Origin of the sequence: Macrococcoides bohemicum (genome assembly GCF_016865215.1) — a bacterium.
In the GTDB taxonomy this organism is placed as follows: domain Bacteria; phylum Bacillota; class Bacilli; order Staphylococcales; family Staphylococcaceae; genus Macrococcoides; species Macrococcoides bohemicum.
The window spans coordinates 1,618,981-1,633,937 of sequence record NZ_CP054482.1 but is presented as its reverse complement, the minus strand read 5'-3'; the positions used below and the strand labels follow the sequence as shown (position 1 = coordinate 1,633,937).

The 14,957-nt window shown below is 35.2% G+C and carries 13 protein-coding genes and 1 tRNA gene; 12 read left to right on the top strand and 2 right to left on the bottom strand.

Annotated elements, in window-relative coordinates:
• The first annotated feature begins 18 nt into the window (after positions 1–18).
• The 7 genes from polX (at position 19) to sdhB (ending at position 9,907) form a co-directional block, all read left to right on the top strand.
• Positions 19–1,725, top strand: a complete 1,707-nt coding sequence (polX, locus tag HT586_RS08460; protein ID WP_238999216.1) for a DNA polymerase/3'-5' exonuclease PolX — start codon at positions 19–21, stop codon at positions 1,723–1,725.
• 5 nt (positions 1,726–1,730) lie between these two features.
• On the top strand, positions 1,731–4,067 hold the full coding sequence (locus tag HT586_RS08455) for an endonuclease MutS2 (RefSeq protein ID WP_203545584.1): 2,337 nt from the start codon (positions 1,731–1,733) through the stop codon (positions 4,065–4,067).
• A gap of 218 nt (positions 4,068–4,285) precedes the next feature.
• On the top strand, positions 4,286–4,600 hold the full coding sequence (gene trxA / locus HT586_RS08450) for a thioredoxin (RefSeq protein ID WP_096076221.1): 315 nt from the start codon (positions 4,286–4,288) through the stop codon (positions 4,598–4,600).
• A gap of 104 nt (positions 4,601–4,704) precedes the next feature.
• Positions 4,705–6,516: an excinuclease ABC subunit UvrC gene (gene uvrC, locus HT586_RS08445; protein WP_096076222.1), complete on the top strand. Its 1,812-nt coding sequence runs from the start codon at positions 4,705–4,707 to the stop codon at positions 6,514–6,516.
• 219 nt (positions 6,517–6,735) lie between these two features.
• The gene (locus HT586_RS08440) at positions 6,736–7,347 is read left to right on the top strand and encodes a succinate dehydrogenase cytochrome b558 subunit (RefSeq protein ID WP_096076223.1); all 612 of its coding nucleotides are present in this window, start codon (positions 6,736–6,738) and stop codon (positions 7,345–7,347) included.
• A gap of 29 nt (positions 7,348–7,376) precedes the next feature.
• Positions 7,377–9,140, top strand: coding sequence for a succinate dehydrogenase flavoprotein subunit (sdhA, locus tag HT586_RS08435; RefSeq protein WP_203545583.1), 1,764 nt, complete (start codon positions 7,377–7,379; stop codon positions 9,138–9,140).
• Between the two features lie 2 nt (positions 9,141–9,142).
• A complete protein-coding gene (gene sdhB, locus HT586_RS08430) occupies positions 9,143–9,907 on the top strand; it encodes a succinate dehydrogenase iron-sulfur subunit (RefSeq protein WP_096076225.1) in 765 nt (254 codons plus the stop codon).
• Between the two features lie 217 nt (positions 9,908–10,124).
• Here the strand turns inward: sdhB and HT586_RS08425 are convergent.
• Positions 10,125–11,272, bottom strand: a protein-coding gene (locus HT586_RS08425) for an IS3 family transposase (protein ID WP_203546551.1) whose coding sequence is annotated in 2 segments (ribosomal slippage) — positions 10,125–11,002 and positions 11,002–11,272 — 1,149 coding nt in all. Because the reading frame shifts where the segments join, the coding sequence is not laid out codon by codon here.
• A gap of 159 nt (positions 11,273–11,431) precedes the next feature.
• Here HT586_RS08425 and HT586_RS08420 point away from each other — a divergent pair.
• The 5 genes from HT586_RS08420 to HT586_RS08400 all read left to right on the top strand — a co-directional run bounded on the left by HT586_RS08420 (position 11,432) and on the right by HT586_RS08400 (position 14,010).
• Positions 11,432–11,866 carry a MarR family winged helix-turn-helix transcriptional regulator gene (locus HT586_RS08420; protein ID WP_133353407.1) on the top strand — a complete coding sequence of 145 codons (435 nt, stop codon included), beginning with the start codon at positions 11,432–11,434 and terminating at the stop codon, positions 11,864–11,866.
• Complete coding sequence (racE, locus tag HT586_RS08415; RefSeq protein ID WP_133353406.1) at positions 11,866–12,672, top strand: glutamate racemase; 807 nt, start codon at positions 11,866–11,868, stop codon at positions 12,670–12,672. Before HT586_RS08420 ends, racE begins: the two co-directional genes overlap by 1 nt.
• A complete protein-coding gene (locus HT586_RS08410) occupies positions 12,669–13,253 on the top strand; it encodes an XTP/dITP diphosphatase (protein WP_203545582.1) in 585 nt (194 codons plus the stop codon). The genes racE and HT586_RS08410 overlap by 4 nt, the downstream gene beginning before the upstream one ends.
• Complete coding sequence (locus tag HT586_RS08405) at positions 13,253–13,756, top strand: YfcE family phosphodiesterase (RefSeq protein WP_203545581.1); 504 nt, start codon at positions 13,253–13,255, stop codon at positions 13,754–13,756. The genes HT586_RS08410 and HT586_RS08405 overlap by 1 nt, the downstream gene beginning before the upstream one ends.
• Before the next feature lie 180 nt (positions 13,757–13,936).
• Positions 13,937–14,010, top strand: a tRNA-Arg gene (locus tag HT586_RS08400).
• A gap of 20 nt (positions 14,011–14,030) precedes the next feature.
• Here HT586_RS08400 and HT586_RS08395 read toward each other — a convergent pair.
• Positions 14,031–14,768: an NAD-dependent protein deacylase gene (locus HT586_RS08395; protein ID WP_133353388.1), complete on the bottom strand. Its 738-nt coding sequence runs from the start codon at positions 14,766–14,768 to the stop codon at positions 14,031–14,033.
• Positions 14,769–14,957: the final 189 nt, after the last annotated feature.

The following is a 14,957-nucleotide window of genomic DNA, read 5'->3' as shown; positions in this document are numbered from 1 at the left end:
TTATTATGGAGGATGAACATGTTAAATAAAAAAGATTATATAAAGCAGCTTGAAACAATTGCTACGTATCTCGAATTATCAGGTGAAAATCCATTTAAAATCTCTGCTTATCGTAAAGCTGCGGCAAATATCGAAACTTTTCAGGGAGATATTAACACGCTTCAAAATTTCACAGAAATTAAAGGTGTTGGTAAAGGTGTAGCTGAAGTACTGGATGACATCAAGCAGAACGGTGAATCTTCACTATTATTAACTTTGAAAGAATCAATCCCGCAAGGATTGATTCAGATGCTGAAAATTCGTAATCTAGGTGCTAAAAAAATTGTGAAGATTAATGATGCACTGGGTATCGATGATATCGAACAATTGAAGCAGGCATGCATCGATAATAAGATAAGTGAACTGCCGGGATTCGGTAAAAAAAGTGAAGAAAATATATTAAAAGGTATCGAAGAGATGCTTACGATGACTGAAAAGTTAAGCATTTATCAAATGCATCAATTTACACAGATGATTGATGCGTATCTCGCTGAGTCAAAAGATATATTACAATTTGATGCAACGGGAAGTTTCAGAAGGAAAAAAGAATTCTCGAGTGATATTGATTACATCATTAATACAACTGATAGAAAAGCAGTTTCAAAATATATAAGTGAAGCACCATTTATTAAAGAGATTGAGCTTCAAGGTAATGAAAAAATTACGGTGCAGATTGAGCGTGATGATTTAGTGACGACAGCGGATTTCAGATATACAGATACAATAGGCTATGCACATATGCTTCAGCATTTCACTGGCAGTAAGGATCATAATATTCGTATCAGACAGTTAGCTAAAGCAAAGCATGAAAAGATTAATGAATATGGTATTACAAAACAAGATGGGTCACTTATTCAATATGCAACAGAAAATGAAATCTACCGTCACTTTAATGTCAACTATATTCCGCCCGAAATGCGCACAGATGGTTCAGAATTTGATATTCAAAATCTTGATGAAATTATCACTTTAAATGACATTAAGGGTGATATTCATATGCATACGACTTACAGCGATGGTGCGCATTCTATCGAACAGATGATTGAACGTGCAATTGAAAAGGGGTATGAATACATCGCAATTACTGATCACTCAAAAAGTTTATTTGTAGCAAATGGTTTATCTGAAGAGCGTTTGCTTGAGCAAAATGGATTGATTAAGTCTTTGAATAAACAATATAATGAGATAGACATATATTCAGGTATTGAAATGGATATATTAGGTGACGGCTCGATGGATTATAATGATGATATATTAAAAGAACTCGACTATGTTATCGGTGCGATACATCAATCGCTCACACAATCTGAAGAGGATATTATGAAACGACTTAAAAATGCCTGCGAAAATCCATATGTCAGACATATTGCACACCCAACTGGAAGATTAATCGGTAAAAGACACGGGTATGCTGTGAATATTGAACAATTGATCCAAATGGCGAAAGAAACAAATACAGTACTTGAACTAAACGCACATCCAATGCGCTTAGATTTATCAGCGGATATATTAAGACAATATCAGGATTTACAATTAACCATTAATACGGATGCACATGCGATTAACCAACTTGATTTAATGCCTTATGGCGTAGGTACGGCAATTAAAGGTCGTGTGAAGAAAAATCAGGTTATCAATACGATGGACCGTGCAACGTTTAAAGAATGGGTAACAAAAGGGAAGTAACATTTATGAATAAAAAAGCATTAAATATTTTAGAATACGATAAAATAATAGAACGTGTTGTTGAGTTTTCTCAAAATGAACTGTCTTCACATATTTTACAAGCTACACATCCAACGTCAAACATTGATGAAGTACGTGAAATGATGACGCACCTGGAAGAAGCCCGTGTCATAGAGATGGGACAAAGTGAACCGGGTATGAGCATGCTTTCTGATATTGAAGGACTTGTGCGACGTGCTGTCATCGGTTCGGTCTTATCTGTAATCGAACTCAATAAAATTAAAAATAACATTAAAGTCATTAATCGATACAAAACTTATATCTTTAATCAATTTGAAGAGCGCGAATTAGAGATTCCTCTCATTTACAATCAATTAAAACAATTACCAACGATAACAGAACTAGCCGAATCTATTCAGGCGAAGTGTGATGAAACGAGTCTATATGACAATGCATCCCCAGAACTTGCTCAAATTCGTCAGGAAATGAATCGTATCAATCGTAAAATCAAAGAAAAATTAGAACAAATTGTGCGTAGTTCAAACAATCAAAAGAAATTATCTGATGCAATTGTCACTGTTCGTAATGGTCGACAAGTTATCCCTGTGAGAAGCGAATACAAACAGGATTTTCCTGGAATCGTCCATGATACATCATCAAGTGGTCAGACATTCTATATTGAACCGAATAGTATCGTTCAGCTGTCAACAGAATTAAACAGTGTAACACATAGGGAAAACGAAGAAGTAGAACGTATTCTTTATGAACTGACAAACGAAGTAGCAGAGTATGATAATGCATTAACATATTCGACCAAGGTATTAGCTGATTTTGATGTCAATCTTGCCAAAGCGAAATACGGAAACCGCAATAAGATGGTTATGCCTAATATCGCTGAAGAACGCACAATCGATTTGCCACAAGCATGGCATCCGATGTTACCAAAAGAGACAGTTGTTAAAAATAATATTGTATTCTATCCTGATATCCACACGGTGATCATAACCGGTCCGAATACAGGTGGTAAAACAGTAACGTTAAAGACTGTCGGACTAGTTATTCTAATGGCACAAAGTGGTATGATGATTCCTGCATTTGAAGGAGCAACGATAAGTATCTTTGATGAAGTATTCTGTGATATAGGTGATGAACAGTCTATCGAACAGTCACTTTCAACATTCTCAAGTCATATGACCAATATTGTATCGATATTAGAAAATATGACTGAGCAAAGCTTTGTTATGTTTGACGAACTGGGTGCAGGTACGGATCCTGCTGAAGGAGCAGCACTTGCGATGAGTATACTTGATCGTTGTTTAAGTCGCGGTGTTATGACGATGGCAACGACACATTATCCTGAACTTAAAGCATACAGTTACAACCGTGACCATGTTATGAATGCGAGTGTAGAGTTTGATGTAGAGACATTAAGTCCGACGTATCGTTTGTTGATGGGTATTCCAGGTAAGAGTAACGCTTTCGATATCGCTAAAAAACTTGGACTTGATCTTTCAATTATCAAAGAAGCACGTCAAATGATCAATATGGATAATAAAGAAATCGATAATATGATTGCCTCATTAGAGAAGAATGCAAAGCAAATTGAAGATGATAGAGCGCTGACTGAAACATTAAAGATTGAAGCTCAGAACTTACACAAAGATTTAAATAAGGCCTTCTCAAATTACGAAAAACAAAAAGAAAACTTAATTGAAAATGCAAAGCAGCAAGCGAATGATATCGTTAAAAAAGCCGAAAAAGAAGCGGATGATTTATTAAAGCAACTGCGTAATCTAAAATCAAATGCGGATATTAAAGAGAATGAGTTGATAGAACAACGTTCAAAATTATCAGGTATGTATCACGAAACAAAGATTAAACAAAATAAAAAGTCGACTAAAGATGAAGTCATTACAAAAGGTGATCATGTAAAAGTTTTAAGCTATGGTCAAAAAGGTGTTATCTTAGATGTTGATGGTGAAGAAGCTGTAGTTCAGATGGGGATTATCAAGATGAAACTGCCATTAAATGAACTTGAAAAAGAAGCACCACCAAAACAAGAGAATCACCGCGTTGTACCACGTGCTAATCGTCAAACGATAAAAATGGAACTGGATCTTCGTGGTGAACGTTATGAAGATGCATTGTATAAAGTTGAACAGTATTTAGATCAGGCGATTCTATCAAATTATGAACAAGTGACGATTATTCACGGGAAAGGCACAGGCGCATTGCAAAAAGGTGTACAGCAATATTTAAAGAAATCTAAAGCTGTGAAATCATTTAGAGGTGGAATGCCTTCTGAAGGTGGCTTTGGTGTAACTGTAGTAGAGTTAAAATAATACAATGTGAGGCGATTGATTTGGATAACTTTGATATGTATAAACTTGCAAAAGTATTGATTGTTGTATCAATTTTAATGTTAATTGCGGGTGTCATATATTTATTTATTGCATTATAGGGTATAACTATAATAGAGTGAGCAAAAGTAGTGACCAACGAATTTTAATTTGCTATACTCCATTTATATTAATCAGAAATATTAGGAGGAAATTATATTATGGCTATTATTAAAGGAACTGATACAAACTTTGAAGAAAACATTAAAGAAGGTGTAACATTAGTAGACTTCTGGGCACCTTGGTGTGGACCTTGTAAAATGATCGCACCCGTTTTAGAAGATTTAGCGAAAGACGTTGAAGGTAAAGCAAACATCGTTAAAGTTGATGTTGATGAGAACCAGGAAACTGCTGCTAAATTTGAAGTTATGAGTATCCCAACGCTTATCGTATTCAAAGACGGTCAAGCAGTTGATAAAGTTGTTGGTTTCCAACCAAAAGAACAATTACAAGCTGTTTTAGAAAAACATTACTAAGATTAAGCTAAAAAATAATATTTTTAAGAGTGAAATCTTTTGATTTTGCTCTTTTTATTTTGGTGTGTTTTACTAGTGTTAAGTAAAGAAATGTGGTGAATGTTATGGAGGATTATGAATTAAATATTAAACGTAAACTAGCAGTGCTGCCGAATGAACCAGGTTGTTATCAGATGAAAGACAAGAATGGCCAAGTCATCTATGTCGGTAAAGCAAAAAATTTACGTAACCGTGTACGCTCGTATTTTTCCGGTGCACATGATGAAAAGACAACACGTCTCGTGTCAGAAATACGAGATTTTGAATTTATCGTAACGAATACAGAAATTGAATCGCTATTGTTAGAATTGACACTTATAAAGAAGTATTATCCGAGGTTTAATATTTTGTTAAAGGATGATAAAAGTTATCCTTTTATTAAAATTACGAACGAGAAACATCCAAGATTGTTAGTTACACGTACGGTAAAAAAAAATAGTGGTAAATATTTTGGACCTTATCCCAATGCTTATGCTGCACATGAAACTAAAAAATTATTAGACCGTATTATTCCACTACGTAAATGTAATCATCTACCGGATAAATTATGTTTATATTATCATATCGGACAATGTTTAGGACCATGTGTATATAATGTTGAAGAACAGCAGTATCGACATTACATTCAGGTTGTGACGGATTTTTTAAATGGTCAAGATACAGCAATTATTGATGACTTACGTGCAAAAATGAATGAACGTGCTGAAAATCTTCAGTTTGAAGAAGCAAAAGAATATCGAGACTTAATCTCTCATGTTGAGTCACTCATGTTTAAACAAAAGATGATGACGAGTGATATGACAACTAGAGACGTTTTCGGATATGCGGTTGACAAAGGTTGGATGTGCATACAGGTATTCTTTATTCGCCAGGGTAATCTCATAGAAAGAAAAGTGACGATGATTCCGTTGATTGATGATTCAAAGTCACATTTTTACAATTTTATCGGACAGTTTTATGGTTTAGCCGAAAATTTACTGCCGGCTGAAGTGCATGTACCTACTGGACTGGACGTAAATATGATTAAGTCAGTTGTAGATACAAAAGTCATTCAACCTCAGCGTGGTAAGAAAAAAGAGATGGTGGATCTTGCAGTTAAAAATGCGAAGATTGCTTTGTCAAATAAGTTTGAGATCATTGAACGTGACGAAGAAAGAACTGTAAAAGCGATTGAAGAACTTGGTAATGCAATGGGTATTGAAACACCGGTCCGTATTGAAGCCTTTGATAACTCAAATATTCAAGGTGTCGATCCAGTGGCTGCAATGGTATGTTTTGTTGATGGTAAACCAAGTAAACGGGATTATAGAAAATATAAAATCAAGACTGTAACAGGACCAGATGATTATGAAAGTATGAGAGAAGTCGTTCGTCGCCGTTATTCACGCGTGCTAAGAGAAAATTTACCCTTACCAGACTTAATCGTTGTCGATGGTGGTAAAGGGCATATGAGCAGTGTTATCGATGTGCTTGTTAACGAATTAAATCTAGATATTCCAGTTGCAGGTTTGAAGAAGAATGACAAACATATGACTGCTGAATTACTATACGGTGAAGACTTTGATATCATTCCATTAAATAAAAAGAGTCAAAGCTTCTACTTACTACAACGTATTCAGGATGAAGTCCATCGCTTTGCAATTACCTTCCATAGAAACACACGTAGAAAAACAGGTTTATCTTCACAACTAGATGCGATTGAAGGTATAGGTCCAAAGAGAAAACTAATGCTAATGAAACATTTCGGTTCAGTGCGTCGTATAAAAGAAGCATCCATTGAAGAAATAAATCAAATCGGAGTGCCTATTAAACTAGCGACAGAAATACACAATACTTTAAATTCAGAGCAGGAAAACGTTGAACATCACAGTGAATAATAAAGAATAATATTAAATTAAAATGTTTGTGAAATTACTTAATTGAGAATCATTTTCATACCCCACAGAACGTTAAAGAGTGGTACAATGATGATGAAAATTAAATTTCACAAACTTTTTTTTATACGAAATTGTAATCGGTTTCTTGATTTACCGTTTGAACAGGCGTATTATTGAATTTGTGAATTTACTTAAAAAGATGTGTAGGGGGGACTTCACTTGGCAAGCTCAGAAAAATCATTTGCATTACGTAGGTTACATTCTTTACTTGGTGTGATTCCATTAGGTGTATTCTTAATTCAGCACTTAGTGATCAACCACTTTGCAGTAAACAGTCCGGAAGCTTTTAATAATGCTTCAGACTTTATGTGGAATTTACCATTTAAGATTGTATTAGAAACACTTGTTATTTATTTACCAATTTTATTCCATGCAATCTATGGTGTGTATATCGCATTTACTTCTAAAAATAATGTGACACATTATTCGACGTTTAGAAACTGGATGTTCTTGTTACAACGTATTACAGGTATTATCGCTTTTATCTTTATCGCGATTCACGTTTGGCAAACACGTGTTCAGGCAGCATTAGGACATCACATTAATTACGATATGATGGCTGATTTATTCAATAGTCCGATTAATGTTATTGGATACGTTATTGGTATTGTAAGTGTTATCTTCCACTTCTCAAATGGATTATGGTCATTTGCAGTAAGTTGGGGTATCACACAGTCAGATCGTTCACAAAAAATTATGGCTTATGTGTCATTAGGTGCATTTTTAGTCATTACTTTCATCGGATTACGCGCGTTATTTGCATTTATGTAGGATAAGAAATTTAAGGGAGTGACAATATAATGGCAAAAAGTAATATCATTGTTGTCGGCGGTGGATTAGCCGGATTAATGGCAACAATTAAAGCAGCAGAGGCAGGTACAAGTGTTGATCTTTTCTCATTAGTACCCGTTAAACGTTCTCACTCAGTGTGTGCACAAGGCGGTATTAATGGTGCAGTAAATACGAAAGGCGAAGGTGACTCACCTTTAATTCACTTTGATGATACAGTATATGGTGGAGATTTCTTAGCAAACCAACCACCTGTTAAAGCGATGACAGCAGCAGCGCCTGGTATCATCCATTTATTAGACCGTATGGGTGTTATGTTCAACAGAACACCCGAAGGATTACTTGATTTCCGTCGTTTCGGTGGAACGTTATATCACCGTACAGCATTTGCTGGTGCGACAACAGGACAACAATTATTATATGCATTAGACGAGCAGGTACGTAAATTTGAAGTCGAAGGTTTAGTTACGAAGTATGAAGGATGGGAATTCTTGGGCGCAGTTATTGATGACGAAGGCGCTGCACGTGGTATCGTTGCTCAAAACTTAACAACTTCTGAAATTAAATCATTTGGTTCAGATGCAGTTATTATGGCGACTGGTGGTCCTGGTATTATCTTTGGTAAGTCTACAAACTCTATGATTAATACAGGATCTGCAGCTTCTGTTGTCTATCAACAAGGTGCAATCTATGCCAATGGTGAATTCATTCAAATTCACCCGACAGCAATTCCTGGTGATGATAAATTACGTTTAATGAGTGAATCAGCACGTGGTGAAGGTGGTCGTGTTTGGACTTATAAAGACGGTAAACCTTGGTACTTCTTAGAAGAGAAATATCCTGACTATGGTAACTTAGTACCTCGTGATATCGCAACGCGTGAAATCTTTGACGTATGTGTGAACCAAAAATTAGGTATCAATGGTGAGAACATGGTATACCTTGATTTAAGTCATAAAGATGCACATGAATTAGACGTTAAATTAGGTGGAATCATCGAAATTTACGAAAAATTCACTGGTGATGACCCTCGTAAAGTGCCGATGAAGATTTTCCCTGCAGTGCATTATTCAATGGGTGGAATCTGGGTAGATTACGATCAGATGACGAACATTCCAGGATTATTTGCAGCAGGTGAATGTGATTACTCTCAACACGGTGGTAACCGTCTAGGTGCGAACTCTTTATTATCTGCAATATACGGCGGTATGGTAGCAGGTCCAAATGCTATTAAATATATTAAAGCGCTAGATAAATCATATACAGATTTACCGGATGATATTTATACACGTAAAGTTGAAGAAGAGCAACAACGTTTCGATGGTTTATTAAATATGAAAGGTTCTGAGAATGCATATAAACTGCATAAAGAACTTGGTGAAATTATGACGGCAAACGTAACAGTTGTACGTCATAACGACCGATTATTAGAAACAGATAAGAAAATTATAGAATTAATGGAACGTTACCATGATATTGATATGGAAGACACTGCGTTATGGAGTAACCAGGCAGTATTCTTTACACGTCAATTATGGAACATGTTAGTGTTAGCACGCGTTATGACAATTGGTGCGTATAATCGTAATGAATCACGTGGTGCACATTACAAACCTGAATTCCCTGAACGTAATGACGAAGAGTGGTTAAAAACAACGATGGCTAAGTTTAAAGGCGCTAAAGAAGCACCTGAATTCTACTATGAGCCAGTTGATGTTAGCTTAATCCCACCACGTGTACGTGACTATTCTAAGAAGTCAAAAGGAGGTAAATAATCATGGCAGAAAAAACGATTAAACTGATTATTACACGTCAAAAAGATCAAAATTCTAAGCCTTATGATGAAACATTTGTGATTCCTTACCGTCCAAATATGAACGTTATTGCTGCGTTGATGGAAATTCAACGTAATCCAGTAAATGAACGTGGTGAAAAAACGACACCTGTAACATGGGATATGAACTGTCTTGAAGAAGTTTGTGGCGCATGTTCAATGGTAGTCAACGGAAAAGCACGTCAATCTTGTTCAACAATTATTGATACATTAGAGCAACCAATTCGTTTAGCACCTATGGCAACATTCCCTGTTATTCGTGACTTACAAGTTGATCGTACGAAAATGTTCGATAACTTAAAACGTGTTAAAGCATGGGTTCCAATTGATGGGACATATGACTTAGGACCAGGACCACGTATGCCAGAGAAGAAACGTCAGACAGCATACGAGTTATCAAAATGTATGACATGTGGTGTATGTTTAGAAGTATGTCCGAACGTGAATGCTAATTCGAAATTTATGGGTGCACAAGCTATTTCACAAGTACGTTTATTCAACCTACATCCAACAGGTAGCATGAATAAGGATGAAAGACTCCATGCGTTAATGGAAGAAGGCGGATTAGCAGAATGTGGTAACTCACAAAACTGTGTCAGAAGCTGTCCAAAAGGCATTCCTTTAACAACGTCAATCGCTGCGATGAACCGTGAAGCAACATTCCAGATGTTCAAATCGTTCTTTGGTTCAGATCATCAGGTAAACTAAGAGGCTATCTACAAAGCGTTAAGTCTCAAGTAAACTGGAAACAAACACAAGAAATCGATCTTTGATTTTAGGGTATTTACGTTTTTGTCGAGAGGGCTGAAAGTGAGATGCCGTTTCAGAAAAGAGGCTATCGAACTTGCGTTTTGCCCTTATAAAAGGTTTTGAGATTCTTAGGTGCTGAACCCTTAATTTGAGACATAACAAAAAAGCATCTCAATTAGGCTGCTTGTTTTCGATATTCTATCGGAGATAAGTAGCCTAATTTTTGTTGAATTCTATTTTCATTATAATTCTTGATGTATTTCTTTACAATTTCTTTTACAATGTAATTAGAGCTATTTCGCTCACTGTTTAAATAGAATGTTTCAGACTTTAGCGAGGAATGGAAACATTCAATACAGGCATTATCAGCAGGTGTCGCTTTTCGCGACATTGATCTGATAATGTCTTTTTCTTTGCATTCATCATAATAATCTTTAGAGCTATAAACACTTCCTTGGTCGCTATGTAAGATGCATCCCTTCGGGAGTTCTATTTGATTTAGTGTATCTAAAACAAACTTCGTGTCTTGTTTATCGTTTATTGTGTAAGCGATGATTTCCCCATTATATAAATCCATAATCGATGATAAATAAAGCATTGTATTACCAAATGGTAAATATGTTATGTCTGTTACCAACTTTGTTAAAGGTTTATCGGTTTTAAAATTGCGATTTAAGATATTATCTGTAATATAGTATGGCTTGCCCAATTTTTGTTCCTTTTTAGCTCTAGCTCTGCAATTCCAATTATTTTTTTGCATTATTCTTTGAACACGCTTATGATTTATTGGCTGTTCAGAATCACGATTAATTATGTTACAAATTTTTCGATAACCGTAGGTAAAATTATTATCTTTGCATATTTGCCCAATCTTTTTCTCGAGATGATAATTTCTATTAGAAGCATGATTTCTCCATCTGTAAAATGTTGAACGTGCTACTTGTAGTGCAGATAACAATATTTCTAAGCCATATTCACTTCTTAATGATTCAACCAATTCTACTACAATCTCTGGTACCAACTCCTTTGTAATTCCTTGTACTTTTTTAAGACATCTAACTCCGCATCTTTCCTTCTTATTTCTAATTTTAATTGTTCAATCTCATCGAGTTCTTGAATTCCCTTAGAATAACTATATTGTTTTCCAACTTGTTGATCGAATCGATGTGTTTCTCCATTTCTGTACCATCTCCACCATGTTTCAACTTGGGTTTTATTTCTAATATTTAATTCATCCATTATTTCTTTTGTACTTAAGCCAGCGGCTTTGAGTTGAACACATTTCCATTTAACATCACTTGAATATGAAACTCTTTTCATAATAAAAACACTCCTATCAAATTCATTTTAATATGAATTCAACAAGAGTGCTTTTTTATTTTGTCTCACTAAATGGGGTCAGTTCCCTTAATTCTCAAAACCTTTTTTTATTTGTACATTATTTGATATGATAAGTTTAAAGGTGAATAGAGGTGTAGCGCAGTGGATCAATCAATCGTCACATTAGAATATGAGTTAAGATGGCTAGCTGAAATTATAAAAAATGAAGGCCGTAGTGAATTGAAAAAACACGAAATTACAGAAACGCAGTTTATTGCAATTCAGTGGATTAAAGAAGCAAGTCCCTTAAATATCGGAACACTAGCAAAACACATGAATTTAGCAGTTTCATCCACTTCCGAACTTGTTGATGCGCTTAGTAACAATGGATTTGCAGAGCGTGTTAAACAAACTGATGATAAACGTAAAGTAAGTATTCAACTTACTGAAAAAGGTGAATCGGTAATCGAAGCGGTTATCATTAAAAGACAAAAATTTTTGAAGAAGATTGTAGAAGAGAGTATGATTGATACAATACCAATATTTAAGGAACAAATACATAAGTTGTACAGTGCAACAGAAGAAGGTGGAAAGTAGTGTCAGCTCCAATTGGTGTAATTGATTCTGGCGTAGGTGGTTTGACAGTGGCTAAAGAAATTATGCGTCAGCTGCCAAATGAATCAATTTGTTATTTAGGTGATGTCAGTCGTTGTCCTTATGGACCAAGACCTCCTGAGCAAGTTAAAGATTTTACCATTCAACTTGCTGAATTTCTATTAACGAAACATATAAAAATGCTCGTAATTGCATGTAATACAGCGACTGCTGTGGCTTTAGAACCATTGCAGAAAATGCTTTCTATACCTGTAATCGGTGTAATAGAACCAGGCGCACGTACTGCAATCATGACGACAACAAACAATCATGTGCTTGTACTAGGTACTGAGGGGACAGTTAAGTCAGAAGCGTATCGTGATAAGATAAAATCCATCAATCCTAAAATAGAAGTCAATGGTGTAAGTTGTCCGGACTTTGTGCCATTAGTTGAGCAGGTAAGATATAAAGATCCTACAATATCGAATATCGTCATTCATAAAACATTGCGCGATTGGCGTCATGATAAGAGTGATACAGTCATCTTAGGATGTACACATTATCCGTTATTACAGGATTATATTGAAAAGTATTTTGAAGGTGAAAAGAAAGTAATTTCATCTGGATTAGAAACGGCGAGGGAAGTAAGTGCATTACTTACATTTAGTCAGGAACATGCGAAATATAATGAAACGCCACATCATGAATTTTATGTTAATGGGCCAACTGAGAAATTCGCCCGTATCGCTAAAGAATGGTTAAACGATGAAAACTTAAAAATACAATCAATACATTTGGAGGATATATGAAAGATATCGTAATCGCAACTGGTAATCAAGGCAAAATCAATGATTTTAAACATATCTTTAAAGACTATAATGTTGTAGGTATAAAAAGTTTGATTCCAGACTTCGATGTAGAAGAAACGGGAACAACATTTGAAGAAAATGCTGCGTTGAAGTCAGAATACGGAGCAAAAGTGTTAAATAAAATTGTTATTAGTGATGACTCAGGATTAGAAGTTGATGCACTTGATAATGCACCTGGCGTGTATTCAGCGCGTTATTCAGGGGAAGATGCTACTGATGAGAAGAATCTTGAGCTTGTGCTTAAAAATATGCAGGATATAGATGAACGTCAGGCAAGATTTGTATGTGTGATTGCAGTCAGTATACCCGGCAAAGAGACACGCACCTTCCGAGGCGAAGTAGAAGGAGAATTACTACATGAACCTAAAGGTGAAAATGGATTTGGTTATGATCCGATATTTTATGTTGAAAGCAAAGGTAAGACGACAGCAGAAATGACTGGAGAAGAAAAAGCACAAATCTCACATAGAGGTAAAGCAATACAAAAAATGCTGGAATCTGGAATAATTGAGGAGGCGTAATGATGAAATGGGTTGTTGTGAGTGATAATCATTCCATGAAAAATATATTAACCGATATTGTATCAATTCATGATGATGCAGATGTCTATATTCATCTTGGTGATTCAGAATTTGATTATAATGATGTTGAATTAAAGCCTTATATTAAAATAAAAGGAAACTGTGATTACGGAAAGGATTTTCATGATACATTTGAATTACAGCAAGATGATATTAATGCATTTTTAACGCATGGACATCTTTATCAAGTTGGTAATGGACGTGAACGTTTGGCTAGTGTTGCACGTGATGCAGATTGTCAAATCGCTTTGTATGGTCACCTGCATGTAAAGCGTGTTGAAGTCGTTGAAGGTGTAGTATGCATTAATCCAGGCTCTATCGCACAGTCAAGAAGTCAGGAAGAAGAAACATATGCTGTTTTAACTTTTGATGAAAGTGATCAAATGGTTACTTTCTTTAATCAGCAGCATGAGATTGTTGGTAAAGAGATATTAATTTTTTAGAGTGTCAATTGAACGATAAAAATTAAGATAACAGTGATGCTATCTTAATTTTTGTTGTTATATTAGAATAAATGTGTAAATATACTTTATTTATTATGGTTATAAATTAATTTCCTTACTAAATGTTATTGACTTTATAGTCTGAAATTGATTATAATTAATCTTGTCTTAAAAAATTAAGTCCTGGTAGCTCAGCTGGATAGAGCAACGGCCTTCTAAGCCGTCGGTCGGGGGTTCGAATCCCTCCCAGGACGCTAAAAAACCGCTAATTCATTTAGCGGTTTTCTTTTTGTATTTTTTTAAATACATTACTGATACTGTCTTCAAAAACGATGGCATCTTCTCTTACAGATCTCAGTGGTATTTTATTGATTACAACGAGATATTTGCCATGAAACAAATCTACAAACCCAGCTGCTGGATAAACTGAAAGAGAAGTTCCGGCAACGATCAGCATATCTGCTGAACTGATTGCCTGAATTGCACTTTCTATCGTATTAGCATCTAGCGCTTCTTCATACATAACGATGTCAGGACGTACGATGCCACCATCTTTAGGACATCTTGGTATACCTTGCTCATCCAGAATAAGATCTTCTAGTGAATAATTTTCGTTGCATGCTAAGCAATAGTTATTGATCAGTGTCCCGTGTAATTCAAGCACTTTTGATGAACCTGCGAGTTGGTGTAATCCATCGATATTTTGAGTGACGACAGTTACGTCTTTACCGCTATCTTCAAGTGTTCGGAGGAAAGTATGTGCAAGGTTCGGTTGTGCATCAGCATATACTAATTTATCGAAGTGAAAATCAAAGTATTGTTTAGGGTATCGTTTAAAGAATGAATGAGAAATAATTTGTTCAGGTGAAAATTCTGAATTAGTTTCCTGCATAAATATTCCATTAGCAGATCTGAAGTCTGGTATGCCACTTTCAGTTGATACGCCAGCTCCTCCGAAGAAAACGATTTTTTTACTATCATTTAATGCTTGTTTAAATTGTTGGATACTCATTATTCTTCTCCTTTCGTCAATATATTAATTTTATCATGACGCGTCATTGTGCTCAATTTTGCAACTTTGTATGAATTCAGATATAATCAACATTTGTGAGTTTAGTAATCGTTTCGAAATGTTATCTCATTATAATAGGAATAAATATATTTGAGTTAGCATAGAAATTTGGTTAAAATTTAACTAAGA

Excerpts from the sequence above, each read along its gene's own strand:
- polX (WP_238999216.1), top strand. The coding sequence starts at position 19 with ATGTTAAATAAAAAAGATTATATAAAGCAGCTTGAAACAATTGCTACG.
- HT586_RS08455 (WP_203545584.1), top strand. The coding sequence starts at position 1,731 with ATGAATAAAAAAGCATTAAATATTTTAGAATACGATAAAATAATAGAA.
- trxA (WP_096076221.1), top strand. The coding sequence starts at position 4,286 with ATGGCTATTATTAAAGGAACTGATACAAACTTTGAAGAAAACATTAAA.
- uvrC (WP_096076222.1), top strand. The coding sequence starts at position 4,705 with ATGGAGGATTATGAATTAAATATTAAACGTAAACTAGCAGTGCTGCCG.
- sdhA (WP_203545583.1), top strand. The coding sequence starts at position 7,377 with ATGGCAAAAAGTAATATCATTGTTGTCGGCGGTGGATTAGCCGGATTA.
- sdhB (WP_096076225.1), top strand. The coding sequence starts at position 9,143 with ATGGCAGAAAAAACGATTAAACTGATTATTACACGTCAAAAAGATCAA.
- HT586_RS08410 (WP_203545582.1), top strand. The coding sequence starts at position 12,669 with ATGAAAGATATCGTAATCGCAACTGGTAATCAAGGCAAAATCAATGAT.
- HT586_RS08405 (WP_203545581.1), top strand. The coding sequence starts at position 13,253 with ATGATGAAATGGGTTGTTGTGAGTGATAATCATTCCATGAAAAATATA.
- HT586_RS08395 (WP_133353388.1), bottom strand. The coding sequence starts at position 14,768 with ATGAGTATCCAACAATTTAAACAAGCATTAAATGATAGTAAAAAAATC.